The following is a 24,613-nucleotide window of genomic DNA, read 5'->3' on the forward strand; positions in this document are numbered from 1 at the left end:
AAGCCCGGGGTCCCGGCCCCGGCCGAGGGACAAGGAGCCGTCATGAGCCAGTTCTCTAACACCGACATCTTCGCGGGCGAGGTGATCGGCACCGCGATTCTCATCCTCTTCGGTGCCGGCGTCTGTGCCGCCGTCAATCTCCGCTACTCCAAGGCCGCCGCGTCCGGCTGGATCGTCATCGCCTTCGGCTGGGGCTTCGGCGTCCTCGCCGGCGCGTACACGGCTCTGCCGCTGTCGGGCGGGCACATCAACCCGGCCGTGACGGTCGCCCTCGCGATCGACAGCGGCGACTGGAGCAAGGTGCCGCTCTACATAGGCTCGCAGATGATCGGCGCCGTGATCGGTGCCGTACTGGTGTGGGTGGCCTACTACGCGCAGTTCGCCGCCAACGCCGATCCCGAGTTCGCCCAGGGGACGCTGGGCAACTTCTCCACCATTCCCGAGGTACGCAATCCGGCGGCCAATCTCGCCACGGAGATAGTCGCCACGATCGCCCTGGTGCTGCCGATCCTCGCCTTCGGCGCGACGAAGGCGCTGGCCGAGAACGGCAACCAGGTCCTCGTCGTCGCACTGCTCGTCGTAGGCATAGGGCTCTCGCTCGGCGGTCCCACGGGGTACGCCATCAACCCCGCTCGTGACCTGGGTCCCCGTGTGGCCCACGCGCTGCTGCCGATCCCCAACAAGGGCGGCTCGGACTGGGGTTACGCCTGGGTCCCGGTCGCCGGACCGCTCATCGGGGCGGCGATAGCGGCGGGCATCTTCAAACTCGTCTTCTGACCCCCGGGCCCACGGACCCGGGACATCCTCCAGCACTCCGGTTCGGACAAGGGGACGCGACCATGTCGGACAAGTTCGTAGCAGCCATCGACCAGGGAACGACGTCGAGCCGCTGCATGATCTTCAACCAGGACGGCGCCGTCGTAGCCGTCGACCAGCGCGAGCACCGCCAGATCTTCCCCAAGCCAGGCTGGGTGGAGCACGACGCGACCGAGATCTGGTCGAAGGTGCAGGCCGTGGTGGCCGGGGCGATCGCCAAGGCCGGGCTGCGCGCCGACCAGCTCAGCGCGCTGGGCATCACCAACCAGCGGGAGACCACCGTCCTCTGGGACAAGAGAACCGGCCAGCCGGTGCACAACGCCATCGTCTGGCAGGACACCCGGACCTCCACGCTCTGCACCGAACTGGGCGGCTCCGACGGCCAGGACCGCTTCCGCGACCGTACGGGCCTGCCGCTGGCCAGCTACTTCGCGGGGCCCAAGGTGGCCTGGCTGCTGGACAACGTGCCAGGGCTGAGGCAGCGCGCGGAGAACGGGGAGATCGCGTTCGGGACCATCGACTCCTGGCTGATCTGGAACCTCACGGGAGCGACCGACGGCGGCGTGCACGTCACCGACGTCACCAACGCAGGCCGCACCATGCTGATGAACCTGGAGACCCTCCAGTGGGACCAGTCCATCCTCGACGCGATGAACGTGCCCGCGGCCGTGCTCCCGGAGATCCGCTCCTCGTCGGAGATCTACGGCACTGCCCACGGGCAGGTCGCGGGGGTGCCGGTGGCCTCCGCGCTCGGCGACCAGCACGCGGCCCTGTTCGGGCAGACGTGCTACTCGGTGGGCGAGGCCAAGAACACCTACGGCACGGGGTCGTTCCTGCTGCTCAACACCGGGCAGCGGCCCGTGCCCAGCAAGAGCGGCCTGCTGACGACGATGGCCTACCAGCTCGGGGGCGAGCCGCCCACGTACTGCCTGGAAGGTTCGATCGCGATCACCGGTGCGCTCGTCCAGTGGTTCCGCGACCAGCTCGGGATCATCCGGGAGGCCGCGGAGATCGAGACGCTGGCGGCGAGCGTCGAGGACAACGGCGGCGCCTACATCGTCCCGGCGTTCTCGGGGCTGTTCGCACCGTACTGGCGGTCCGACGCACGCGGTGTGGTGGCCGGTCTGACGCGCTACGTCACCAAGGGGCACCTGGCGCGGGCGGTGCTGGAGGCCACGAGCTGGCAGACGCGTGAGGTCGTGGACGCCATGTACACCGACTCCGGGGTGCACATCACCAGCCTGAAGGTCGACGGCGGCATGACGGGCAACAATCTGCTGATGCAGCATCAGGCCGATGTGCTCGACGTGCCGGTGATCCGTCCGGTGGTCGCCGAGACGACGTGCCTGGGCGCGGCCTATGCGGCGGGCCTGGCGACGGGCGTCTGGTCCGACCTGGATGAGCTGAGCAGCCACTGGAAGCGGGACGCGGAGTGGACCCCGCAGATGGAGCCGGAGGCCCGGGACCGGGAGTACCGGAACTGGCGGAAGGCGGTGGAGCGCAGCTTCGGCTGGCTGGAGGACGGCGAGTGACGGGCGGGCTGAGCCGCAGGGGGACCCGCACGGGTACCCGCTAGGTTCCGCAGGCTCGGGTGACCGGTCGCACCGGCTCACCGTGACCGGCTGACACCGGCTCACACCTCACCATCGGCTCGGCGCGGGCATACGTCCCCCGGGCCAGGTGCGGAACGACGGAGCCCGGTCCGGCCCCGGCGGCGTTCAGCGCGCCGGGGCCGGGCTGGGCTCCTTCTGCTGTGCGGCCACCGCACGGCGCATCGCGTGCTCGACGACGGACACCAGGGTGTCGCGTACGGAGGCGCGGCGCCGCGCGTCGCAGACCAGCACCGGAACCTCCTCGTCCAGGTCGAGCGCCTCGCGGAGGGCGTCGGCGGGATACATCTCCGCACCGTCGAAGTGGTTGACGGCGACGATGAAGGGGATCTTCCGGCGCTCGAAGTAGTCGATGCCGGCGAAGCTGTCCTCCAGTCTGCGGGTGTCGACGAGTACGACAGCGCCGAGGGCGCCCTGCGCCAGCTCGTCCCACAGGAACCAGAAGCGGTCCTGGCCGGGCGTGCCGAACAGGTACAGCACCAGCCCGTCGTTGATCGTGATGCGGCCGAAGTCCATCGCGACCGTGGTCGTGGACTTGGCCTCGACGCCCGCGGTGTCGTCCACGGGACGGCCCGCCTCGGTGAGTGTCTCCTCGGTGCGAAGCGGCTTGATCTCGCTCACCGCTCCGACCAGGGTCGTCTTGCCTACGCCGAAGCCGCCCGCCACGAGGAGCTTCAGCGTCACCGGTTCGGCTGGCGACGCCGTACCGGCGCCTCGTTTAGAGCGCCCGAAGACCATCGATCACCTCTCTGAGAATGCTTTCGTCCGGCAGTTCCGCCGGAGGGACGGGCCGGCTGACGCGGACCCAGCCCGCGTCGATGAGGTCTCCGATGAGAACGCGAACGACGCCTACGGGAAGGTCGAGTTCGGCGGAGAGTTCGGCGACGGACTGCGGGGCGCGGCGGCACTGGAGGACGATGTCGACGTGCTCCGGGGCGAGTGAGTTGTCCGCGTAGACGTCGGCGTTGTCCTGGGCGCCGCCGGTGCCGTCACCGGCGGCCCCGTGATTGTCGCCGCTCCCCACGGTGTCCTCGTGGGGCTTCGCGTCCCCTTCACCGTCCCGGCTCTCGGCGATCACCAGGGCGATGAGGTCGAGTCGCGCCTCATCGGAGCTGCTGCGGGTGCGGCCGCGCGTCATGGCGTACGGCCGCACCACAGGCCCTGCTGCGTCGTCGAACCAGCGGTCCGTCATCTGTGTGTCCGTTCGGGTCCCGTCAGTTCCCACCGGTTCGGCCGGAGGGATTCGACCGGGGGGCGGTGCCCAGGTGTGCCCCGACCCGCTTGACCAGGAGCGTCATCTCGTAGGCGATGAGGCCCACGTCGGCGTCGGCGTCGGCGACCACGGCCAGGCAACTGCCGTCGCCCGCCGCCGTGACGAAGAGGAACGCCTCTTCCAGCTCGACGACGGTCTGCCGCACGCCGCCGACGTCGAAGTGACGGCCGACTCCCTTGGCGAGGCTGTGGAAGCCGGACGCGACGGCGGCCAGATGCTCGCCGTCCTCCCGTGTCAGGTCCTGGGACGCTCCGCGGGGCAGCCCGTCGCCGGAGAGCACCAGGGCTTTGCTGATGCTGCCGACACGCTGTACCAACTCGTCCAGGAGCCAGTTGAGTTCACCGCTTCCGGAAGCGGTGTTCTCCGTGCCTTTCGGTGCGGTCATCGACCGTCCCCCTCCGGTGTCGTTCCTGGTGCTGACTCCGCCGCCTCGTCCCCCGACTCGCCGGCGTTGTGCAGGCGGCCCCGCTGCCAGCCGCGCTGGAGCGATGCCATCCGGTTGCGTACCTCGTCCGCGTCGCGGTTCGCCAGATCGTCCGAGCGTCGACCGGGGTCTCCGCTCGCCGGTGTGGCGTCGCCCGGGTCCCTTTTGAGCTGGGGTGCCAGGTTCGCCTGCCGGACCCTGCGCGGCAGTTTGCCGACCGTACCGGACTTCGCGGGTCCAGCGGACGGCTTCGCGCCTGTCGCGGTGGACTCTCCCGCGGGCGGGGTGTCCTGGCGCTCCCGGTCGTCTTCCTGGCCCTGCCTGGCGGGGCGTGCCTCGGCGTCCTCCGCCTCGGGGGCGTCCGGCCGGGCGACGGTACGTCCGTGGTCGGCGACCAGCACGGGCGTACGCGGCCGGCGCTTCGGCAGCGGCGCGAGTCCACCCTTGCCGTCGCTCTGCGGCGACGTGGGGCGCGAGGGGCCGTCGGTCTCGTCCTGTGCCTGCTGGTGCTGTTCGAGGCCGGGTCTCGGGCCGCCGAGTACGCCGGGGCCGGTGGGGCGCAGCGGTGCGTCCTCGCGCCCGGGCTTCTCCCGCCCGTTGCCGTCGCGTCCGTTTCCGTCGCGTGCGGGGCCTTCCCTGCCCTTGCCGTCGCGGTCCGCGCCTTCGTCGTCCCTGCCGCGTTCGCGGCCTGGGCCCTTCTCCAACTCGCCGAGCGGCGCCTCCAGTTCGACGGCGCCCTCCAGGGCGGCGCGCTGCCGCGGCGTCGCCGAGGCGGCTCCGGGGCCGCGTGTGAGGGCGTCGAGCCGGGTGCCGGTCACGCCGGTGCCGGACGCCGGTTCCCGCTCCAGGCGGTCCTCGTCCTGTCCTGAGGTCTCGGTGAGAATCCTGCCGGGGACGAGTACGACGGCCGTGGTGCCGCCGTACGGGGAGGGCTGGAGGGAGACGCGCACGCCCTGGCGCTGGGCGAGCCGGGAGACCACGAACAGGCCGAGGCGGTCGGTGTCGGAGAGTTCGAACTCGGGGGTCTCCGCGAGCCGCAGGTTCGCCTCCAGCAGCGCGTCGGCGGCCATGCCGAGTCCGCGGTCGTGGATCTCCAGGGTGTAGCCGTTCGCCACGCGTTCACCGAGTACCTGGACTGCGGTGTGCGGCGGGGAGAACACGGTGGCGTTCTCCAGCAGTTCGGCGATGAGGTGTGTGAGGTCGGCGACGGAACCGCCGTCGACGGCGAGCCGCGGCAGGCGGCGCACCTCGATCCGCTCGTAGTCCTCGACCTCGGAGACGGCGGCCCGTACGACGTCCATGAGCTGCACGGGCTTGCGCCACTGGCGGGAGGGTGCCGCGCCGGAGAGGATGACCAGGCCCTCGGCGTGGCGCCGCATGCGGGTCGTGAGGTGGTCGAGGCGGAAGAGGTCGGCGAGTTCGTCGGAGTCCTCGGTGCGGCGCTCCATGTGGTCCAGGAGGCTCAACTGCCGGTGCAGCAGCACCTGGTTGCGGCGGGCGAGGTTGACGAACACCTCGGAGACCCCGCGCCGCATGCCTGCCTGCTTGACGGCGGCCTCGACGGCCGCGCGCTGAAGGGTGTTGACCGCCTGCCCGACCTGTCCGGCCTCGTCCTGCGGGTAGTCGAGCCTGGGCGCCTCGGTCTCGATGTCGACGGTCTCGCCCGCCGCGAGACGGCGCATCACACTCGGCAGGCGTACGCCCGCTGCCTCCTGGGCCTCTCTGCGCAGCGTGCGCAGATCGCGCACGAGGCCGCGGCCGACGCGGAAGGAGATGACGATCGAGGCGATGACGGCGGCGGCTCCGAGCACCGCGGCGATACCGGCCTGGGTGAGCACCTTCGTGGCGTCGGGCTGCACGCGCTGCTCGTAGCGGTCGCGGGCCTCGAAGTTCATGCGCTCCAGGTCGGTGAGGACGGTGGAGGTGGCCGACTGCCAGCGCTCGGCGTTGACGACGCCCTGGGTGCCGCGGCTGCCGGCGGCGATGATGGCGTCCTCGTAGCTGCGCAGCGTGCGGCCGTCGGTGCCGTTCCAGTACGAGTCGTAGAACTGCCGTTCCTCGGCGGGCAGTTCGGCGAGGGTCGTCTCGTAGGTGAGGTTGCGTTCGGCCACGCGGTCGGAGAACGCGCGCCGGTCGCCCTTGGTCATCTCCCCGGAGGCGAGTGCCGCCGCCATCAGCGCGTCCTCGCGGGCGAGATACTCGCGGGCGCGTACGAGACCGACGAGGGCGCGGCCCTGCTTGTCGAGGTCGACGTCGTCGATGCCGCCGAGCGCGCTGAGGAACGTGTAGCAGGGGTCGATGAGTTCGTTGTACGCCTGGAAGGCGCCGCCGCGGGTGAGGGTGCTCTCCTCCGCCTTGCGGATCTTCTTCAGGCCCGCCAGCTTGTCCAGCATCACGTCGAGGCGCTGCTGTGTGCTGCCGGTGAGCTGCGAACGCAGCCCGGGGGTACGGGCGTTGGCGCGCAGCTTGGCTATCTGGGCGTCCGTGTCCCTCTGTTGCTTCTTGAGCTGGGACATCGCCTCGGACCCGCGGGGGTCGGCGAGGTAGACCATGACCTGCCGGCGCTCACGCTGGAGGGCTTGCGCCGCGTCCTGCGCAGGGTCGCCCACCTTGTCGACGGTGCTGACCACGTCGAGCAGTTCGCGGGCCTCACGGCCCGTCACATACGTGGCGAGGGCCCACAGGGACACCAGCGACAGCAGCGGCACCAGGAGCAGCGCCACGATCTTCCGGCGGATCGACCTACCGCGCAAGCGCATGGCCTCCCCTAGTCAACCCCGTCCGCCCGGGGCGAGTTCCGACAGCAAACGGCGTGAGCCTACTACTGACGCAGTACCGAGTCGTAGATGTGTCCGAGCGGGAAACCGGACGTCCAGGGTGCCTCATCCTGAGATGTCCTCCGATGCCCTACACGCGTTCCTGAATTGTGGCGCAGGCCACGGACGTGGAAACGTGTGACCTGTGGGGGAACGTGAGGGGGGAGTGAAAGGATCATGTACACGAGGTCCAGACTGCCGGATCCCGTACGTTCGGCGGCAGTTCGGGCGTTGGTCATAGTCGCGGTGACGCTGGTTCAGTTGATGATCGCCGTGCTGTGCTCGCTGGCGCAGGTGTGGCTGGCCTTTCCCATGGTGATCTCCACGGTGGTCAGCACCGTGGTGGCGACGTGGGCCGTGCTGGACGTATGGGTGACCCGCCAGGTGTGGCGGCAGCGGCACGGGGTGCTGTCGGAGCCCAGCAGCGCGGCGCGCCAGCGGGCCATGGAGAAGGCCAGGAGGAGGGCGCGGCACGGCCCGGACCGGTGACGGCGGAACACCACGGGCCTGGGACGGCGGGGACCGGCCAGGGCGCCTTCCGCGTGGGTCAACCGGCCGTGTACGGACGGGAGTTGCGGCGCGAGAGCCGGACAGCGGCGCCCCGGCCAGGCGACCCGGGCAGAGTGATCGGCTCCCGCCGCTTCCCTGCCGCCCGTATCACGACTCCCCGCGCTGACCGTCCGCCTGAGCCGGTACGCGGGGCTCCTGCGCGTGCTGTTCGGGCCTGCGGAACATCCGTGTCGCGGTGATCTCGCCGTGCACGGGCTCCTCTTCGGGGTCCTGCTGCGGCAGTCCGGGCCGCAGATGCTCCTCGACGCTGATGTACTTCAGCCCGGCCCGCAGGTCCGCGTCGTTGCGCAGCCGGATGACGAGGGGGAACTCCGCGAGCGCCGTCGTGTCGAACAGCCCGGTGGTGTACAGCAGTTGGACGCCGAGCGCATCGGCGACGGCCCGTTGCAGCTCCAGAAGATACGTGGCGTTGGCGCGGCCGATGGGATTGTCGAGGAAGAGCGTCCCGGCGTGCCGGTCCCTCTCATGGCCGCGGTCGTTGCCGCGCAGCGCCGCCATCGTGCAGTAGAGGGCGATGGCCGCGGTGAGCAGCTGGCCGCCGGAGAAGACGTCGCCCATCTGACCGACCGGCACCCGCTCGGCACGCAGCACCGCGTCCGGCTTGAGGATCTCCACGGACACCCCGCGCGGTTGCAGCGCGGCGTGAACTCCCCGCAGCAGCAAGGACATTCCGTCCCTGCGCAGGTCGGAGTTCTTCGCCACGGCGGTACGGGTGGCCTCGTCGACGACCTCTCCGAGGCGTTCGCTGAGGACCGCCTGGTCGGGATCGTCGAAGCGGATGCGCAGGAACTCCTGGCCCGACCACTCCCCCAGGCCCTCCGGGAGCCGCGAGAGGCGCTGCGCTGAACGCAGCGTCGCCAGTGCCGACTCCACCAGGCCCCGCAGGCGGTCGACGATGCTGTCGCGGTTGCGCTCCAACTGCTCCAGCTCGTCGGTGAGTACGCGAAGACGCGGCGCGAACGCCTCGGCCCAGGCGGCGGCGTGGTCGGGCAGCGCCGCGGCGGGCAGTTCGCGGATCTGCTGCCGTGCGGGGGTGCGTACCTGTTCGTAGCGGGAGGAGTTGGCGTGGCGTACGAGCACGTCGGACGCCTCACGCACGGCCTGCTCGGCGGAGGAGAGGTCGGCGGCGCAGCCGCGCAGCGAACGGCGGGCCTCGGCGGCGGCCTGCCGGGCGTCGGCGGTGCTCCCGGGGTAGGGCTCGGGGCTCTCGCCCGGCTCCTCGGCGGCGGGCTGCTGGGGGTCGCGCAGCAGATCACGCAGCAGCGCGGCGGTCTCGTCGAACGCCTCCGCGGACTCCTCGGCGGCGCGGTGTGCACGCAGCAGGGCGGCGTGCTCCGTACGGGCTTCCTCCAACTGGTCGCTGTGAGCGGCCAGTTCGGCATTGGCCGTACGCAGCAGCCGCTGGGCCTCCTCCGCGTCGGCGGGCTCCATGCCCTCGGGGAGGCTCGTATGGCGGTCGCCCTCGGGCGGGGCCAGCCGCTCCGCCTCGCCGCGCAGCCTGCCGAGCTGTTCACTGGCGGCGGCGGCACGGGACTCCAGCATCTGCACCCGGGACTCGGCGCGTGCTGCGGCGGCCTGGCGGGCGGGGCCGTCCGCGCCGTCGGGGCCGTCCAGCAACTGCGCCGCGCGGGTGCGGACCTTGTTGGTGAGCCGGTCGAGGGCGGCGCGGGCGGCGGACTCGTCGCTCTCGGCGTGTGCCTGCTCGGCGCGGAGGTCGGCGCCGACACCCACCTTCTCGTACAGCCGGGAGGCCGAGCGGTACGCCTCACGGAGGGCGGGCAGCGAGGTGCCCTCGGGCGGCGGCAGTGTCTCGTCGATGTCGTCGGGGACGCCTGCGATCTGGGCGCGTTCGGCACGCAGTGCCCGTGCGGTGCGATGGGCGTCGTCGGCGGCCCGCTGCGCGGAACGCCTGTCCTCGTCGGCCGAGCGTGCCCTGGTCAGACATGTCGCGGCGCGCTCCTCGGCCTCGGCCGTCTCCTCGGCCAGTGTGCGCAGCCGGGTCTGCCATCCGCTGCGTTCGCGCAGGCGTGAGGCCAGGCCGGCGAGGGCGTCGGCGGAGCGGCGGGCGCGCTGTGCCTGTTCCTGGCGTTCGTCGCGCACGCGGGCGGCGTCCGCCGCGGCGGCCTTCGCGTCGTCATGTGCCGTACGGGCCTGTGCGAGAAGGGCGCCGGCGGCTTCCGCGGCTTCGCGGGCGGACTCGGCCGCCGCCGCCAGTTCCGCGAGGCGTCCCGGTGGGCAGCCCGTACGCCACGAGGCGAGCCGCGCCGCGAGCGTGCGGTCGGCGGCGAGCCGGGCGGCGAGGGCGCGGATCTCCTCGTCGCGGGCGAGGGCGCGGGCACGCAGCTCACGGCGCTCCTCGTCGGCGGCCTGCTCGTCGTGCATGGCCGGATTCGGCGGTACGAGGAAGACGTCGTCACGACGGGCGTCGCCGCCGCGCGGTACGGGTGCGAGCAGGGCCGCGGCGGTGCCGACCGCCACGGCGGAGCGGGGCAGCAACGCGGCGCCCGCCAGGGCCTCTTGGGCACGCCGATGGCTGGCGGGGTCGGTGATGACGACGCCGTCCACCAGCTCGGGGCGGGCGGCGAGCACGTCGGCGTGGTCGGCCGGGTCGACGGCCTGGGCGAGATAGCGCCAGCCGGGAAGGGCCGGAACGCCGTGCTCGCCGAGGAATTCGACGGTCGCCGTGACGTCGGGTGCGGGCGGCAGCAGGCCGCCGTCGCCGAGGGCGCCGAGCATCCGGGAGTCCTCGGCGGCTGCGGTACGCAGTTCGAAGAGGTGCCGTTCGCAGCCGGTGACCGCGTCGTCGAGCAGTTCGGCGAGGGAGTCGCCTGCGGCGTCCAACTCCTCGGCGGTGAGGGCGCCGTGGGCCGAGCCGCCGCCGGTGAGGGCGCCGTCGGTCCCGTGCCGCCGTGCCGTGCGGGGCGGCGGCACGGAAGGGGCGCCCGCTGCGGCGGGCGGGGCCTCCTCGCCCCGCTCGTTCTGGCGGCGAGCCTGTCGGGGCAGCCCGAGGAGTTCCGCGAGGCGTTCCTCGGTGCCCAGGTCCTGCGCCGTACGGACCTCGGCGTGGTGGGCGGCGGAGGCCGCCTCGGCGGCGTCCTCGGCGCGGGCGGCGGCGAGTTCGGCGCGGGACAGCTCCGAACTCGCCTCCTGTGCACGTTCGTTGGCGCGGCGTGCGACCTCGCGTGCCTCCTCCCAGGCAGCGGCGGCGGCACGTTCGGCGTCCCCGGCCGCGAGCGCGGCGGCGGCGGGATCGGTGTCGCCGCCGTCCTCGGGCGTCTCGATCCAGCCTGCTCTTACGGCCTCCGCGGTCTCCCGTTCGACCTCGGCGAGGCGCTGGCGCAGATGGCCGGTCTCGCTGCGGGCACGCTGGGCGTCGGTGGCGGCCGCGGTCGCGCCCCGGTGCGCCTCCTCCGAGGCGGTCTGGAGGGTGGCCGAACGCTCCTCTTCCTCGGCGGCGGTGCGCTCTGCCTCCTCGGCGGCGGCGTGCAGGGCCCGTACGAGGTCGGCGGCCGCGGTGGCCCGTGCGGCGAGGGCGGGCGCCGCGTCCCGCTCGGCCTCACGGATGGCGTCGGAGAGACGCGCGGCACGGTCGGCCGCGGTGCGGTGGGCGAGCACCGTCTCGGCGGCCTGCCACGCCGAGTGCAGCGTACGGGCGTCGGTCAGTTCACGGCGCTGCGCGGAGGCGGCCTTCTCCGCTCCTTCCAGTGCCAACGAGGCGTGCCGGTAGGCGAGTTCGGCGGCGATCAGGGACGAGCGCTCGCGGGTGGTACCGGTCTGTGCGACGGCCTCCTCCGCGTCCGCGACCTGACCGGCGAGTTCCTCGCTGTGCCCGCGTTCGGCGCTGCCCCGGGCCGACAGCCGGCGTACGAGCGCGCGGGCGCGCCCCTCGGCCGCGGTGTGGATGTCGCGGGCGCGACCGCGCTGCTGAGCGGCCTCGGCGATGCGGCGCAGCAGATCCAGGGAACCGGCGGTGAAGTCGCGTTCCGCGGTGAGTTCGGCACGGCGGCCCAGTTTGTGTGCGAAGCCGTGGACGAGATCGGCGAGGCCGTCGGTGTCGCGGGTGTCGGTGACGGCGCGCAGCAGCAGATCCGTGAAGTCGGAGTCGTTCTTCACGGCGAAGAGACCCGCGGCTTCGCCCTCGTCTGCGTTCATCTCCCGCTGGTAGCGGAAGAGTTCGGGGTCGAGGCCGAGGCCGGTGAGGCGTTCCGTCCAGCGTTCGTGCACCTCCTCCCAGGCGACGTCGAGATTCGGGTACGCCTTTCCCGTCTCGGTCAGCACGTCGCGGAAGCCCTTCATGGTCCGGCGGCGGCCACGCGCGGACGAGGCGCCCTCGGACGAGGGCCGCAGCGCGGCGGACTCGGCGACGGGAAGCGAGTCGAGGCTCATGCCGGGGCCCGGCCGGAAGGAGTACCACGCTTCGGCGAACTTCCGTGGGTCGCTGGAGACTTGGCGTCCGCGCCACTCGCTGACCTTGCCGACGACGACGGTCTCGCCCGTACGGGTGTGCTGCCACTCCAGGGCCACGTGACCGCAGTCGTCGGCGAGCAGGAACTTGCGCAGCACCCCCGAGCTGGCGCCGCCGAGGGTGTTGCGGTGGCCGGGCAGCATCACGGAGAAGATCAGCTTCAGCAGGACGGACTTGCCGCCGCCGTTCTCCAGGAACAGCACCCCGGCGGGAGCGGGTCGGCGCGGCGGCTCACGGGGCTCGTCCTCGAAGAAGTCGGCCTGGGCGGGTGCCGGGCTGGGCACCGGGCCACCTACTCCGCGCAGATCCAGAACGGTGTCGGCGTAGCGCGCACCGGCCGGGCCGATGGAGTAGAGACGGATCCGGGACAGCTCGTACATGGCGGCGGGGCTCTCGGTGGTCAGGGGTCGGTCGGGGCGGCCTGTGCTGTGGTCGGGGTGGTCGGTCAGGTGTGGAACGGGAGGCCCGCGTCGGCCGCGACCTCCAAGTCGTCGCCGTCCGTGGGCGGTACGAGCGTCGCCGTGCCGTCGCTGACGGGGACGACGCCCAGCTCGAGCAGCTCGGACATGGCCGCGCTGCCCGCCATGTCGCGGACCTGGAGCTGGTACCGGGCCGTGGTGCGGTAGGTGCCTCCGGCGTCGTCGCCCGTGCGCTGGAGGAACCCGGAGTCGACGAGGAAGGCGACGGCCTTGCCGATGATGCCGGTCGTCGAACCGGCAAGCCTGCGGGCGTCCTTGGTGGCCCCGGTGGCGCTGCGCCGTGCGTAGACCCGCCAGGCGGCCTCCAGCCCTGGAGCGTCCGTGGCCGGGTCGGCGTTCTCCCCCGCCTCCTCGGCGCGCTCCGCCAGCCGCCTGCACGCCTGACGGACGAAGGAGTCCACTCCGTTGACCGTGATACGGCCGATGTAGGCGTCGTCGGCGAGGTCTTCGGGGCGGGGGAAGGCCATGGCGGCGACGGCCAGATGAGCCAGTCCGTGCAGGAAGCGGTCCGCGGAGTCGGCGTTGGCGCGGCGAGCGTAGTCGCCCATGCGGACGGCGAAGACGGAGTCCTCGTCCGCGGCGAGCGCCATTCCGGCGCGGGTGGAGACCTCCAGGACGACCAGGCCGAGGCCGGTGGCGACCGCGTCGGCGAGGCGGGCGAAGGCAGGCTCGTCGCGGTAGCGCCGCAGCAGGCCCGCGTATTCGGCGTCGCGGGCGGGGAGCAGCTTGGGATGCAGCCCGAAGGAGACCAGGCGTGCGGCGTCCGCGGTGTCGGCGGGAGTGACCGGCGACTGGGGCGCGCGGGAGGCGGAGGCATCGCCCTGCGCGGTCTCCTGAGCGGTCGGGGTCACGGAGCCCGTGGAGGGGAGGGCGGCGTCCTCGTCGGGGTGGTCGGTCACTGGTGCGTCGCTCCTGCGCCTCGGGGCATCGTCGTGCCGGTGTCGGGGTGCCGGTCGTGGGGCCGGTCGTCGTGGTGCCGGTCGCCGTCGTCGTGCCGGTCATGGCCGTGGCCGGTCACCGTGGTGCCCGCCGTGGCCGTCGCCGTCCGGTGCCTCATGCCGCCCCCTCTCGGGTGTCCCGTGCCTCGTAGCCCTCGTGGCTCTCGTAGCCCTCGTGGCTCTCGTAGCCCTCGTGGCTCCCGCGCTCCTCGTGGTCGTCCCGGCCGTCGTGGCCCGGCGGCGCACCCCCCACGTCCAGTTCGGCCGTGCCGACGATCAGGTCGGCTCCTCCGAACTCCTCGTCCTCCAGCTCCGCGCCGTCGTCCACGGCGAACAGCAGCCGCCGCTCGCCCTGACGGTGCGCCGTGCCCACCGGCGGGCTCGCCGCATGAACCGCCAACAGGCTGACGAGGTACGGCAGTTCGGGATCGAGGCGCCTGGCGTCGGCGAGCAGCCCCGAGAGCCTGCGCGGTGCGTCGGCGGGCAGGTCCAGCAGCTCCATCGCCGTGTCGAGCTGCTCTTCGCTGAACCGGCTGTCGTCGGGGGTCGCGATCAGATCCGGCTCCGGCATCTCCGCGCCCAGGTGCTCGCGGGGAGCGGGCGGCGTGAGCAGGATCTCCGTGAGGTCGCCCAGCCGTACGGCACCGGGGGTGCGCAGGCCCGCGCCCCGCACGAAGAAGGCGTCGGTGACCGCTACGGCACGCTCCACGGGCAACGGCAGTACGGGCGCGAGGAGTTGGCCGTAGAGGTCGATGCCCGCGCGGGCGGCGGGCGGTGCGAACGCCTGGCGGTCCTGCTCGGCGCGGAAGAGCGGCCCGGCCGCCAGCAGCCGCGACTGGAGCTGGGTGTGGCGGCGGATGCAGTCCTTGACGATGTCGACGAGTTCGGCCGCGCGGCGCCTGTGGTCGGGGCCGCGCTCGGTGGCGGCCTCGTCGCGGGCGCGGCGGATGTTGGTGAGGATCGCGTTCTCATGGCGGTAGCGCTCGGCGACGTGGTCCAGGGCCTCGCCGATCATGTCGGGGACGCCGCGCAGCCAGTCGACGGCGCGCACGTCCCGGCGGGTGGCCTCCAGGGTGCGGCGCAGCGTCTCGGCGTACTGCACAGTGCGGTAGCGGGCCTGTTCGGCCGCGAGTTGGGCGTCGGCGAGGCGCCCGCGGCTGACGAGGACCTCCAGTTTGACCTCGGCCGCGATCTGGGCGCTGGTGACGTCTGTGTCGAGCGCGCCCACGAGGACGTTGACCGCTTCGTCGGTGGTACGCAGATACACGCTGCCGCCGGGCCCTGGGACCTCCTCGATGAGCTTGAAGTCGTAGTCGCGGCGCACATAGGAGCCCTCAGGCCCGAACGTGCCGTAGACGGCGCGGAATCCGCGGTCGACGCTGCCCACGTTCAGCAGGTTCTCCAGCACCCAGCGGGCCACGCGCTCGTGTTCGGCCGCGGGCCTGGAGGGCGCCTGGGCGGCGACGCGGGGCAGCAGCCTCGCCACGACGTCCTCGTGGTCGGCACCGGTGTCGAAGTCCATCTGGAGGGTGACGAGGTCGATGGCGCTGAGGGCGACCTCCGCCATGGCGTAAGTGCTGTACTCCCCCGCGAGGTTGGCCTTGCGGACGTCCAGGTCGTGCAGCGGAGCCGTGCAGGCCAGGGCGCGAAGCCGCCGCGCGAGCCCCTCGTCGGCCGCGGGGCCGGGGGCCGGGGACGGGAGGATCGGCGGGGCGTGCTCAGTCACGACGGACACACTATGCGCTGGCACCGACAACGCCCGGAACGGGCCCTGATGTCGCTTACATGACCAGCGCGCGGCTCCGACTGCACGCCCCGCTACGGCAGTTCACGTCGGACGACGGCAAGTCCCTCGCGGCCGGGGCGAGTCACGTGCGGGGCGTCGTCGTCCGGCGGGGAAGGGTCCGGCGGCGACAGTTCACGTCCGCGGCGGCGCCGCCGCGGGCCCGCAGGTCCTCAACGTCCGCTCTCCGGGCTGAGCCTGCCTCGCACCGCGCTCTGCACACCGGCCTCCTCGGCCGGATCGGAGGCGAGCCTGCGCAGCCGTTCGACGACCCGTTCGTCTCCCGTAGCCGCGTACTCCGCCGCGAGGGCACGGGTGGTCTCCTCACAGTCCCACAGGCACTCCACGGCGAAGCCCGCCGGGAACGAGGGATCGGTGAGGGCGAGCGCACCGGCCGCGCGACCGCGCAACTGCGAGGAGGACGTCTCCCGGTAGATGTGCCGCAGCACGGGAGCCGCGCTGTCGACGCCGAGCCGTCCCACGCCGTCGACCAGCGGCCACAGGGCGTCGCTGTCGGGTCCCTCCTTGCGTACGGTGCGGCGCAGCGCGCCCAGTACGGCACCGGCGTCCTGTGCCCCTCCGCAGCACGCCAGCATCTCGGCGGCCACGGCCGTCAGGGACTCGGGCAGCGACCCCTCGGGCGCGGCGGCCCACTGGCGGGCGCGGACGATCGCGGCCGTGCTCCGCATGCGTGCGAACGCGCACAGCGCGGCACCGGAGACGGTCTCGCACGGGTCGGCGGCGGCCAGTTCGACGAGGTCGAGTGCTTCGGGGTCGCCCCGGTCGGCGAGGTGGCGCAGCGCCGCGGCGCGGGCGGCCTCGTAGGGGCCGCGGGCGGCGGCGAGCAGTTCCTCGCGGTCCTCCGGTCCCGCCACCGCGGAGAGGCACCGGGCGGCGGCGCCCTCGCGCGGTACGCGTGGATGCTGCTCGTATCCGTCCTGGGCCCAGGCGAGGACCTCGCGCACGCTCCAGCCGGGGCGGGGGCCCTCGGAGTGCAGCTGGCGCTGCCAGCGGTCGAAACAGCTTCGTTCGCGCACCCGTCGCAGCCGTTCGGCCTGTTCCGGGCGGTCCGGGTCCTCGGCCCACAGCCGCCATGGGCGGGGCTCGAAGGCGTCCCGTGCCGCCGCGGCGAGTTCGGCGTCGCCCTCCGGCGTCTGCGGGAACCGGGCGAGCACGGCGGGTCCGAGCAGTCGCAGCCCGGAGTCCTCGTCGCGGACGGCGAGTTCGTCCAGCGCCCACTGCCAGTTGGCGCCGGATGTGGCGTAGCGGCGCAGCAGTTCCATGGCCGCCGCGTTCTCATACGAGGCGAGGTGGCCGAGCACGGACAGGGCCAGGCCGGTGCGCGCCTCGCACTCGTCTGCCGAGGACAGGCCGTCCTCGGGTGCGAAGAGATGTTCCTCGATGTCGTCGAGCGAGGCGTCCAGTTCCATGTGGAGCCGTGCGTAGTAAAGGGAACGGTGCTCGATCTGCCAGTCCCGCCGCGGGTCGTGGAGCACACAGTGCCGCAGCGCGGCGAGCGCCTCGGCGCGCGGCGCCGCCAGCGCGTGCAGCGTGCCGTCGCCGCGGCCCCTCTGGAGGAGGCCGAGCAGCGTACCGCTGGGCGCTATGTCTGAATCGACGGAATCGGCGAACATAAGGGTCAGCATCCGGTGCGGGGTGTTCGACTGGCAACGGGATTTCCGTTGACCAGCATCCTTGCCGGTGAGCTTCGTTCTACTCCTGGGTGCGCGGCGGCATACGGTGCCCGGCGGCGTAAAAGCGGAATGCCGGTACGGGGGGTACGGAGCGGGAGCCTACCGTCAGTCACCGCCCGTGCCACCCGCCCCCGCGGCGGACGGCTCCCGGCGGACGCCGGGAGCGCAGGCCCGCAGGGGCCCGGACCTGCCCCGGCATGCGGCGACATATGTCCCCAGCACCACCGGAACGGGTATCGGGAAACCACTTACGGCCCGTCGCAGGCTGTGCAACAGTCGTAACCGAGCCCTCACTTCGCGTATCCGGAGATCTCGATGCCCTCCCACACCGATGCGGACCGCCCGGTGTCCCCACCTCCACCGCGAGGCGTGCTGGACGACCTCATCACACAGGCGCGGCAGCTTCGCGGCAGCATCGACGCCGTGCGTCCGAGAGCGTCGGACGAGGACGGGCACGAGGCAGAGGAGCCCGCCCGGCGCTGGCAGCGCGCGCTGTGCGATCTCGCCGCCCACCAGCTCGACGACCTCGGCGAACACCTCGGCCAGTTACGAGAGGCAGGGCTCGGCCCTTGCGGTCCTTACGACGCGGAGACGGCCGCGTACGGCGCCGGCACCGAAGCCCGCACGGGGAACGCGGACCGCGCAGACGGCGCTGAGGACGCCGGGAGCGCGGGCGACTGCGTATATGCGTCCGGCACGGCCACCGGCACGCTCACCAGCAGGGCGGGCAGCGCCGAGTGGAATCTGCTGACCGACGAGGTGTCCTGGTCGCAGGAGCTGTACGCGATCTTCGGGCGGACCGCCGACGACGGCCCACTCTCCCTCGACGAGCTGCCCTCCTGGGTGCTCCCCGACGACCAGCCGCCGCTGGCCGCCGCCGTGACGGACTGCCTGGTGGACGGCAGGCCCATCGACCAGGAGTTCCGGATAATGCGTCCGGACGGCGCCGTGCGCAGCCTCCATCTGCTGGGCGAGCCGGTGCTCGACGGCCAGGGCGGTACGGCGTCGATGTGGGCGGTCGTCCGCGACGTCAGCGAGCTGCGCCGCAGCGAACTCGCCGTGCGCGAGATGGGCCGGAGCGTGCCCCGGAGGCGCGACCGGCGCCACCCGTACGAGCGCGACGAAGGCGCGGACGTACAGGCCGAGCGCCGTCTCGCGGCCGAGCTCCAGGAGTCGGTGCTCCCGCCCTGGCAAGGCACCCGGCGGGTTCCGTACGACGGTCACGGCCGCGCAGGCGGCGAGGGCGCCCTCGACATCGCCTCGCACTATCTGCCGTCCGCCGCGAGCACCCTGATCGGCGGCGACTGGTACGACGCGCTCGACCTGCCCGACGGCGCCACTCTGCTGTCCGCGGGAGACCTCACGGGGCACGGCGTGGCCGCGGCCTCCGGAATGGCGATGCTGCTGGGGGCGGTGCGCGGCATGGCGTTCGCAGGGGTCGGTCCCGGCGCCCTGATGGGGCATCTGAACCGGCTGCTGGACGCCTCCGCTCAGCCCGCTCTCGGCAGCGCGGTGTGCTGCCGTTACGACCCTCGTGAGCGCACCCTCGTCTGGTCGCAGGCGGGCCATCCGGCGCCGCTGGTCTTCCGTGGCCGTACGGGCCGGGCGCTGAGCCCGCCGAGGGGCGTGCTGCTGGGCGCCGCGTGCGGAGCGGCGTACGGCGAGAGCACCGAAGTGCTGTGTCCGGGCGATGTGTTGGTGCTCTACACCGACGGACTGGAGCCGCTGGCAGGGCAGTCGGGCTCTCCCGGCGGACCGCGCACCGCACCGGAGCGGCTGCTGCGTCTGGGGCCGCGCTTCGCGCAGGCCCGCTCGGCGCAGGAGTGCCTGCGTACCGTCGTCGAGGAGTTCGGCGGGGAACGCGAGAGCGACGCCTGTGTGCTGGTCGCCAGGGTGAGCGGCTGACGGGGCCTTCGGCGGCTGCGGCACGAAGACCCTCGGCTGGGATCGGGATGGGGGCCGGGATCGGGGTCGGGGTCGGGGTCGTCAACTCACCTCAACTTCCCCTGCGTCAGGGGAGGTTCGGGCTCGCGGTGCTACCGCCACATGTGGGGCGGCGCAGAAGAAAACGCCCGTGTGCGTTCATTTCTTGGAGTCGAATCACTCGCTCTTGACGTCACGTTGCTCCACCGCAAAGCTTTCGCACACCCGAAGCCCGGCCGTCCGGCCTGACGGCTTCATGCGGTGAACTCATCGGTGAATCAAGGGCGCGAGCCTGTGTGGACCGCCCGTTGCTCTCCTCAATTGGAGGACCCGTGCCTACGAACTCCCGTCGGAACTTCCTGCGAGCCGCGCTCGTCGGCGCGTCGGCGATCGCCGCGCCCGTGCCGCTCGCCGCGGCGTGGCCGGGGCGGCCGAGGACGGCGCCCGCACGGGAGGCGCCAAGCCCTCCGGGGAGGCACCCGGAGGGCCGGGCGACGACGCGGGCTTCGCACCGGCCGACAAGACGGGATTCGGCACCTCCCGCACCAAGGAGAGCCACGTGTGGTTCACCTTGCAGGGCGGCCGGATGAGCGAGACGTACTACCCGGATCTCAGCACCCCCGCCAGCCGTCAGACGCAGCTTGTGATCACCGACGGGAAGAGCTTCGTAGAGCGTCTCAGCGACGCCGAGACCCGCACTGAACTCTGCGGGCAGAGCGGTGCGCCCGCCTACCGGCTCACCAGCAGGGGCACCGGCTGGTGCGCGGTGACGCGCTACGTCACCGACCCCGGCCGCTCCGCCGTCCTCGTCGACGTCGAGGTGCGCTCCGAGACGGGCGCCCCGCTCCAGGTGTTCGTGCTGCACGACCCTTCGCTCTCCGGCGAGGGCAACGACGACAGCGCCTTCCCGCGGGACGGGATGCTGGTGGCCGAGGACAGGCACGCGGCGAGTGCGCTGGCCGCGCGGGACGGCTTCGCCGAGTCCACCGTCGGCTACCTCGGCGTGAACGACGGCTGGAGCGAACTGTCCGAGAACAACGGCAAGTTGAAGCACCACTACGCCACCGCCGGCCCCGGCAACGTGGTGCAGGCCGGACGGCTGCGCATGGACGGTCTGACGCGCACCCGGCAGACCGTGGTGCTCGGCTTCGGCGAGAAGCCCGCGGAGGCGGTGCGGAACGCGCGGCGCTCGCTGCGTAAGGGCTTCGAGGCGGCGGCGAGCGCCTACGAACGCGGCTGGTGCGACTATCTCGCCGGGCTGCGTGAAACTCCCGGAAGTCTGCGCGCGCCCGGGGACCGTGCCCTGTACACCGCTTCCGTCGTGACGCTGGCGGCCAGCGAGGACAAGCTCAACCCCGGCGCGTTCATCGCCTCGCCTTCGATGCCGTGGGCCTTCGGCACCGACCGCCACATCGCGCCCGAGACCGGCTCGTACCACCTGGTGTGGGCGCGCGACCTCTACCACATCGGTACGGGGCTGCTCGCGGCAGGCGACCACGACGCCGCCGACCGTGCGATGGACCATCTGCTGCGCAGCCAGATGGACGACGGGCACTGGTCGCAGAACCACAAGGTGGACGGCACGCCGTTCTGGACGAACATCCAGCTCGACGAGACGACCGCGCCGATGCTGCTCGCCTGGATGCTCGACCGGCACGACGCGAAGACGCTGAAGCATCTGCGCCGCGGCGCGGACTTCGTGCTGAAGTTCAAGAGCGAGGAGGGCTACAAGGCGCCCTTCAGCCCGCAGGAGAGGTGGGAGGAGCAGAGCGGATACTCCCCGTCGACCATCGCCTCCGCCATAGCCGGCCTGGTCTGTCTCGCGGACCTGATGCAGCGCGGCGGCCAAGCGGCCGACGCCGCCCGGTACTTGGAGGCCGCCGACGAGTGGCGCGAGTCGCTGGACGGCTGGACGGTCAGCACCAACGGCCCGCACTCCTCGAAGCCCTACTATCTGCGGCTCACCAAGGACGGCAAGCCCGACTCCGGTACCGAGTACGAACTCGGCAACAACAACGAGGGCAAGGCCGACCAGCGCACCGTCGTCGACGCCGGGTTCCTCGAACTGGTGCGGCTGGGCATCAAGCCCGCCGACGACCCGGTGATCCGCAACTCGCTCACCGTCGTGGACCGTGAGCTCGCCGTGGACACCCCCTCGGGCAGGCACTGGCACCGCTACAGCGGGGACGGCTACGGCGAACAGCCCGACGGGCAGCCGTGGATCGTCGACCGGCCCGAGGTGAAGACGACGTACGGGCGTGTGTGGCCCATCTTCTCCGGCGAGCGCGGCGAGTACGAACTCCTCTGCGGCGACCGGCAGTCGGCGGCCGGACGGCTGCGCGACATCGCACGCACGGCGGGCGAGACGCTGATGCTGCCCGAACAGGTCTGGGACGACCGGCCGCCGGTGCCGCGCGAGAAGTCCGGCAAGGGCACCAGGTCGGCGACGCCGCTGGCGTGGACGCACGCCCAGTACATACGGCTCGCGTGGTCCGTGGAGAGCGGAACGCCCGTGGAATATCCGACAGTTGTGGCGGAGCGCTATCTGCACCGCTGACCCGGGGGCGCCTGCCGCGCGGGGCACGGGTCGGGCCTGACCGGCCCCGGCCTGCGCGTGGTCCTACGCGCCGCCGCCTCTCGCCCGTGGGCCGTCCGCCGCCGACGGTGCCGTGGCAGCACGTAACACCCGGTCCCCCAACCGGCCCGGCCCGCCCGGGGATTGCTGACGCTCACACCGAGCGCAGCCCCCTGCCCCCGGGCAGCCGGGCCGGCTTGGGTTCGCCCGAGAGCTTCGGAGGCCTGGGCTGCCTGGGCAGCGCGTGGTGGATCTCCTCACGCAGATCCTCCACGAGGCCGTGCCCGGCGTACTGGCCGGTGAGCCGGTACATCTCGCGCAGCCTGTCCCAGGTGCGGTGGGAGGAGTTCTCGCCGATGCTGACGAGAGCGAGCCGGGCGTAGCGGTCGGCTTCCTCCGGCTCGTCCGCGATGAAGCAGGCCGACGCCAGGGAGATCCAGTCGAAGATCTTGGAACGCTGGCGCTCGTCGGCCCGCAGCTCCAGTGCGCGCTTCGCATGCACCTCGGCGGGGCCCGCCGCCGACGGCTCGTGCTCCGCGAGCGTACGGAAGGCCAGGGCCTGCATGCCGTGCAGATCGGCCTCGTCGAACATCTGCATCCAACTCGGCGGCGGCACATCGCCCTTGTCGGACGCGAAGAGTTCCTCCGCCTCGCCGAGAGTGCGCCGCATCTCCTGTCCCCGGCCCATCGACGCCTGGGCCCACGCCTCGATGGTGTGCAGCATCGCCCGCGTACGCGGCAGGGTCTCCTCGCCCGATCCCGTACGGGCCAGTTTCATCAGGTCGAGCGCGTCGTCGGGGCGGCCGAGGTGCACCATCTGGCGGGCCGCCCGGGAGAGGGCCTCGCCCGCACGTGGCCTGTCGCCGCCTTCGCGTGCGGCGTGCGCGGCGATGACGAAGTACTTCTGCGCCGTGGGCTCCAGGCCGACGTCGTGCGACATCCATCCCGCGAGCACCGCGAGGTTCGCCGCCACGCCCCACAACCGCCGCTGAAGGCGGTCGGGATGGCGGTAGGCGAGCATGCCGCCGACCTCGTTGAGCTGGCCGACGACCGCCTTGCGCTGGAGTCCGCCGCCGCGTGCGGCGTCCCAGGCCCGGAAGACCTTCGACGGAGTGTTCGAGGGCCTCGATCTCCTGCGCTCCCACGGGTGCGGCGTCGTACCTGTCGACGGCCGCCAGGTCCGCGTGGTGAGGAGGGCCCGGGCGGGCGGTGTGGCCGGGGTGGAGGACACCGGCGGCGGAGCCCGGGTCGCCGCGGAGCCAGTCGTACATGGCACTGCTGAGTGCCGATCCTGCTGTGAGCGCGGCGCCCGCGCCCACCAAGCCGCGTCGGTTGAGCATGAGGTCCATTCCCGTGAATTCGGTGAGGACCTCGGCTGTGCGCTCGGGCGCCCACGGCAGCCCGTCAAGTCCGGACTGCTGGCGTCTGGCCGACTGCCCTGGCTTGCTGAACCCGAGGTCCTCGATGGTAACGACACGGCCGAGTCGCTCGGTGAAAAGAGCCGCCAGCACCTTCGGCACGGGATCGCGCGGGGTCTCCCCCATGTCGATCCAACGCCGCACGCGCGAGGTGTCGGTCGACAGTTGCGCGTGGCCCATGGCCACGGACTGCCGGTTGACGAGCCGCGCGAGTTCGCCCTTGGACCATCCGGCGAGGCCGAACAGGTCCGCGAGACGGGTGTTGGGTCCCTTGGTCACGTCAAGCCCCCAGGTTCTCGGCTGAGTTGACAGTAACCCCCGCCCAACTGCCCTGCGAGGATTCGCCAGGGTTCGCCAGGGTCCGCCAGATGGTGTGCCACCCGCACGCGGGTGTCCTGTAGGAACGCGCCACCCACTCGGTCCCGTCCGGGGCCGGCCCGCACTCCCCAGGGTGCGGACAGCCGTCCCGGGCGGGGCCGCCAGGGGGGGCGCGACCCGCCGGCGTACGAAGGGATTCCGCTCACCATGCATCCAGCGACGTCCGCCGTGTCAGCACCGCCCCGGCCGTTCGGCGCCCCGTCATACGGAGGCGGTACGGGCGCAGCCGGCACCGCGGCGCCTTCCGTGCCGCGGACGTCCGTCCCCAGGGGCGGGGGCGGCACCGTGCAGAAGCGGCTCACGGCAGGCGCCGGTTCCCAATCCGTCAGCGGGAGACTGGACTTGTCCGGCCCACACGGTGCGCAGCTTCGCGCGGCCATCGCCTCAGTCCACCGGATCTGCCCGGAGTTCCATCCGGTGCAGGTGCTGCGCCGGGCGGGCCGTTCCGTACTGGTGTCGGGGACGGCCGGGCGCAACGCGGTCGTCGCCAAGTGCCTCGTGGACAAGGCGACTTCGTCCATCGAGCGCTTCCGGCACGAAATAGCGTCCTATCGCGCCTTCGTACGGCACCGTCCCCCGGTGCGCGTGCCGAGGCTGGTGGCCGCCGATCCCGACGAGTGCGTGCTGGTGATCGAGCGCATGCCGGGCCGGGTGGCGGCGTTACGGCGGCATCTGCTGGACTCCCCGCCGCGTGCCGATCTGCGTGCCGCGCTGGCCACGCTGTGCAAGGTCAATCTCTGGCAGCCTCCGGCCTCCGCCTTCACGCGACCGATCGACTATCCCTCGCGCCTCACCCGCTGCCACGAGCAGGGCCTGCTGACGGACCGTGACCTCGGGGACCTCCAGACGCTGCTGCACGGCATCGCCAAGGCGCACGGCGCCGCGCAGTCCCAAGGTCCGGGCGGCCACTGGCAGTTCTGCCACGGCGACGCGCTGCTGACCAATGTGCTGCTGGCGCCCGCCGGTCCGGCCCTGGTCGACTGGGAGCACGCGGGCTGGTATCTGCCCGGGTACGACCTGGCGACGCTGTGGGTGGTGCTCGGCGACGCTCCGATCGCCCGGCGTCACATCAGTCAGCTCGCCCAGTCGCAGGGCGCCGCGGCGCGCGACGCGTTCCTGGTGAATCTGATGCTCGTGCTGACGCGTGAGATCCGGATGTACGAGACCGCGATCCAGCGCACGATAAAGGACCCCGCCCCTGTCGCTCCTCCGGGCGGCGGCCAGGAGCGGCCGGGCGCCATGGCCACCGGCGAACAGCAGCGGCTGCTGCTGCGGCGGCTCCACGACGACTGCGGCCTCGCGCGGCGCGCGGTGCGTGCGGCGGTGGGCACGCGGTAGGCGACGGCCGGGCGAGCGGTTCCAGGGGTGGTGACCGCTCGTCACCTGCGGGGCGTCACCGGTCTGTACAGGTGGCGCCCCGCGGTCGTGCCCGCGTACGGTCGCCGCTTCGG

Annotated in this window: 15 protein-coding genes and 1 pseudogene; 6 read left to right on the forward strand and 10 right to left on the reverse strand. The window is 72.5% G+C overall.

Features of this window, described 5'->3' with window-relative positions; genetic code table 11:
* Positions 1-42 precede the first annotated feature (42 nt).
* Both MMA15_RS00855 and glpK read left to right on the forward strand, forming a co-directional pair.
* On the forward strand, positions 43-777 hold the full coding sequence (locus MMA15_RS00855) for an MIP/aquaporin family protein (protein WP_241057017.1): 735 nt from the start codon (positions 43-45) through the stop codon (positions 775-777).
* 62 nt (positions 778-839) lie between these two features.
* On the forward strand, positions 840-2,348 hold the full coding sequence (glpK, locus tag MMA15_RS00860) for a glycerol kinase GlpK (RefSeq protein WP_241057018.1): 1,509 nt from the start codon (positions 840-842) through the stop codon (positions 2,346-2,348).
* Between the two features lie 186 nt (positions 2,349-2,534).
* Here the strand turns inward: glpK and MMA15_RS00865 are convergent, their stop codons facing one another.
* The 4 genes from MMA15_RS00865 to MMA15_RS00880 are packed head-to-tail and all read right to left on the reverse strand — an operon-like array spanning position 2,535 to position 6,882.
* On the reverse strand, positions 2,535-3,164 hold the full coding sequence (locus tag MMA15_RS00865) for a GTP-binding protein (RefSeq protein ID WP_241057019.1): 630 nt from the start codon (positions 3,162-3,164) through the stop codon (positions 2,535-2,537).
* Positions 3,145-3,618: a DUF742 domain-containing protein gene (locus MMA15_RS00870; RefSeq protein ID WP_241057020.1), complete on the reverse strand. Its 474-nt coding sequence runs from the start codon at positions 3,616-3,618 to the stop codon at positions 3,145-3,147. The genes MMA15_RS00865 and MMA15_RS00870 overlap by 20 nt, the downstream gene beginning before the upstream one ends.
* A 22-nt stretch (positions 3,619-3,640) precedes the next feature.
* Positions 3,641-4,084, reverse strand: a complete 444-nt coding sequence (locus tag MMA15_RS00875) for a roadblock/LC7 domain-containing protein (RefSeq protein WP_241057021.1) — start codon at positions 4,082-4,084, stop codon at positions 3,641-3,643.
* Entirely contained in the window at positions 4,081-6,882 is a 2,802-nt protein-coding gene (locus MMA15_RS00880; RefSeq protein ID WP_241057022.1) for a nitrate- and nitrite sensing domain-containing protein, read from the reverse strand. The genes MMA15_RS00875 and MMA15_RS00880 overlap by 4 nt, the downstream gene beginning before the upstream one ends.
* Before the next feature lie 234 nt (positions 6,883-7,116).
* On the opposite strand from MMA15_RS00880, the gene MMA15_RS00885 reads away from it, so the two are divergent.
* Positions 7,117-7,428 carry a hypothetical protein gene (locus tag MMA15_RS00885; protein WP_241057023.1) on the forward strand — a complete coding sequence of 104 codons (312 nt, stop codon included), beginning with the start codon at positions 7,117-7,119 and terminating at the stop codon, positions 7,426-7,428.
* Positions 7,429-7,596: 168 nt separating this feature from the next.
* Here the strand turns inward: MMA15_RS00885 and MMA15_RS00890 are convergent, their stop codons facing one another.
* The 5 genes from MMA15_RS00890 to MMA15_RS00910 all read right to left on the reverse strand — a co-directional run bounded on the left by MMA15_RS00890 (position 7,597) and on the right by MMA15_RS00910 (position 16,808).
* Positions 7,597-12,354, reverse strand: coding sequence for a coiled-coil domain-containing protein (locus tag MMA15_RS00890; RefSeq protein ID WP_241057024.1), 4,758 nt, complete (start codon positions 12,352-12,354; stop codon positions 7,597-7,599).
* A 65-nt stretch (positions 12,355-12,419) separates the two neighbouring features.
* The gene (locus tag MMA15_RS00895) at positions 12,420-13,304 is read right to left on the reverse strand and encodes a hypothetical protein (RefSeq protein WP_241062901.1); all 885 of its coding nucleotides are present in this window, start codon (positions 13,302-13,304) and stop codon (positions 12,420-12,422) included.
* 44 nt (positions 13,305-13,348) lie between these two features.
* Entirely contained in the window at positions 13,349-13,510 is a 162-nt protein-coding gene (locus MMA15_RS00900; protein ID WP_241057025.1) for a hypothetical protein, read from the reverse strand.
* Positions 13,507-15,117, reverse strand: a complete 1,611-nt coding sequence (locus MMA15_RS00905) for a hypothetical protein (protein ID WP_241057026.1) — start codon at positions 15,115-15,117, stop codon at positions 13,507-13,509. Before MMA15_RS00905 ends, MMA15_RS00900 begins: the two co-directional genes overlap by 4 nt.
* A 230-nt stretch (positions 15,118-15,347) precedes the next feature.
* Positions 15,348-16,808 carry a HEAT repeat domain-containing protein gene (locus MMA15_RS00910; protein WP_241057027.1) on the reverse strand — a complete coding sequence of 487 codons (1,461 nt, stop codon included), beginning with the start codon at positions 16,806-16,808 and terminating at the stop codon, positions 15,348-15,350.
* A 375-nt stretch (positions 16,809-17,183) separates the two neighbouring features.
* Between MMA15_RS00910 and MMA15_RS00915 the strand changes: the two genes are divergently transcribed.
* Positions 17,184-18,773: a PP2C family protein-serine/threonine phosphatase gene (locus MMA15_RS00915; protein WP_241057028.1), complete on the forward strand. Its 1,590-nt coding sequence runs from the start codon at positions 17,184-17,186 to the stop codon at positions 18,771-18,773.
* Positions 18,774-19,209: 436 nt separating this feature from the next.
* Entirely contained in the window at positions 19,210-21,348 is a 2,139-nt protein-coding gene (locus MMA15_RS00920) for a glycoside hydrolase family 15 protein (protein WP_241057029.1), read from the forward strand.
* A 172-nt stretch (positions 21,349-21,520) separates the two neighbouring features.
* Here MMA15_RS00920 and MMA15_RS00925 read toward each other — a convergent pair.
* Positions 21,521-23,063, reverse strand: a pseudogene (locus MMA15_RS00925) (DNA-binding protein NsdB).
* 246 nt (positions 23,064-23,309) lie between these two features.
* On the opposite strand from MMA15_RS00925, the gene MMA15_RS00930 reads away from it, so the two are divergent.
* A complete protein-coding gene (locus MMA15_RS00930; RefSeq protein WP_241057030.1) occupies positions 23,310-24,500 on the forward strand; it encodes an aminoglycoside phosphotransferase family protein in 1,191 nt (396 codons plus the stop codon).
* Positions 24,501-24,613 lie beyond the last annotated feature (113 nt).

Origin of the sequence: Streptomyces marispadix (assembly GCF_022524345.1) — a bacterium.
GTDB classification, from domain to species: domain Bacteria; phylum Actinomycetota; class Actinomycetes; order Streptomycetales; family Streptomycetaceae; genus Streptomyces; species Streptomyces marispadix.

Coding starts and splice junctions, on each gene's coding strand:
- MMA15_RS00915 (WP_241057028.1), top strand. CDS start 17,184: ATGCCCTCCCACACCGATGCGGACCGCCCGGTGTCCCCACCTCCACCG.
- MMA15_RS00865 (WP_241057019.1), bottom strand. CDS start 3,164: ATGGTCTTCGGGCGCTCTAAACGAGGCGCCGGTACGGCGTCGCCAGCC.
- MMA15_RS00910 (WP_241057027.1), bottom strand. CDS start 16,808: ATGTTCGCCGATTCCGTCGATTCAGACATAGCGCCCAGCGGTACGCTG.
- MMA15_RS00870 (WP_241057020.1), bottom strand. CDS start 3,618: ATGACGGACCGCTGGTTCGACGACGCAGCAGGGCCTGTGGTGCGGCCG.
- MMA15_RS00880 (WP_241057022.1), bottom strand. CDS start 6,882: ATGCGCTTGCGCGGTAGGTCGATCCGCCGGAAGATCGTGGCGCTGCTC.
- MMA15_RS00885 (WP_241057023.1), top strand. CDS start 7,117: ATGTACACGAGGTCCAGACTGCCGGATCCCGTACGTTCGGCGGCAGTT.
- MMA15_RS00875 (WP_241057021.1), bottom strand. CDS start 4,084: ATGACCGCACCGAAAGGCACGGAGAACACCGCTTCCGGAAGCGGTGAA.
- MMA15_RS00930 (WP_241057030.1), top strand. CDS start 23,310: ATGCATCCAGCGACGTCCGCCGTGTCAGCACCGCCCCGGCCGTTCGGC.
- MMA15_RS00855 (WP_241057017.1), top strand. CDS start 43: ATGAGCCAGTTCTCTAACACCGACATCTTCGCGGGCGAGGTGATCGGC.
- glpK (WP_241057018.1), top strand. CDS start 840: ATGTCGGACAAGTTCGTAGCAGCCATCGACCAGGGAACGACGTCGAGC.
- MMA15_RS00900 (WP_241057025.1), bottom strand. CDS start 13,510: ATGAGGCACCGGACGGCGACGGCCACGGCGGGCACCACGGTGACCGGC.
- MMA15_RS00890 (WP_241057024.1), bottom strand. CDS start 12,354: ATGTACGAGCTGTCCCGGATCCGTCTCTACTCCATCGGCCCGGCCGGT.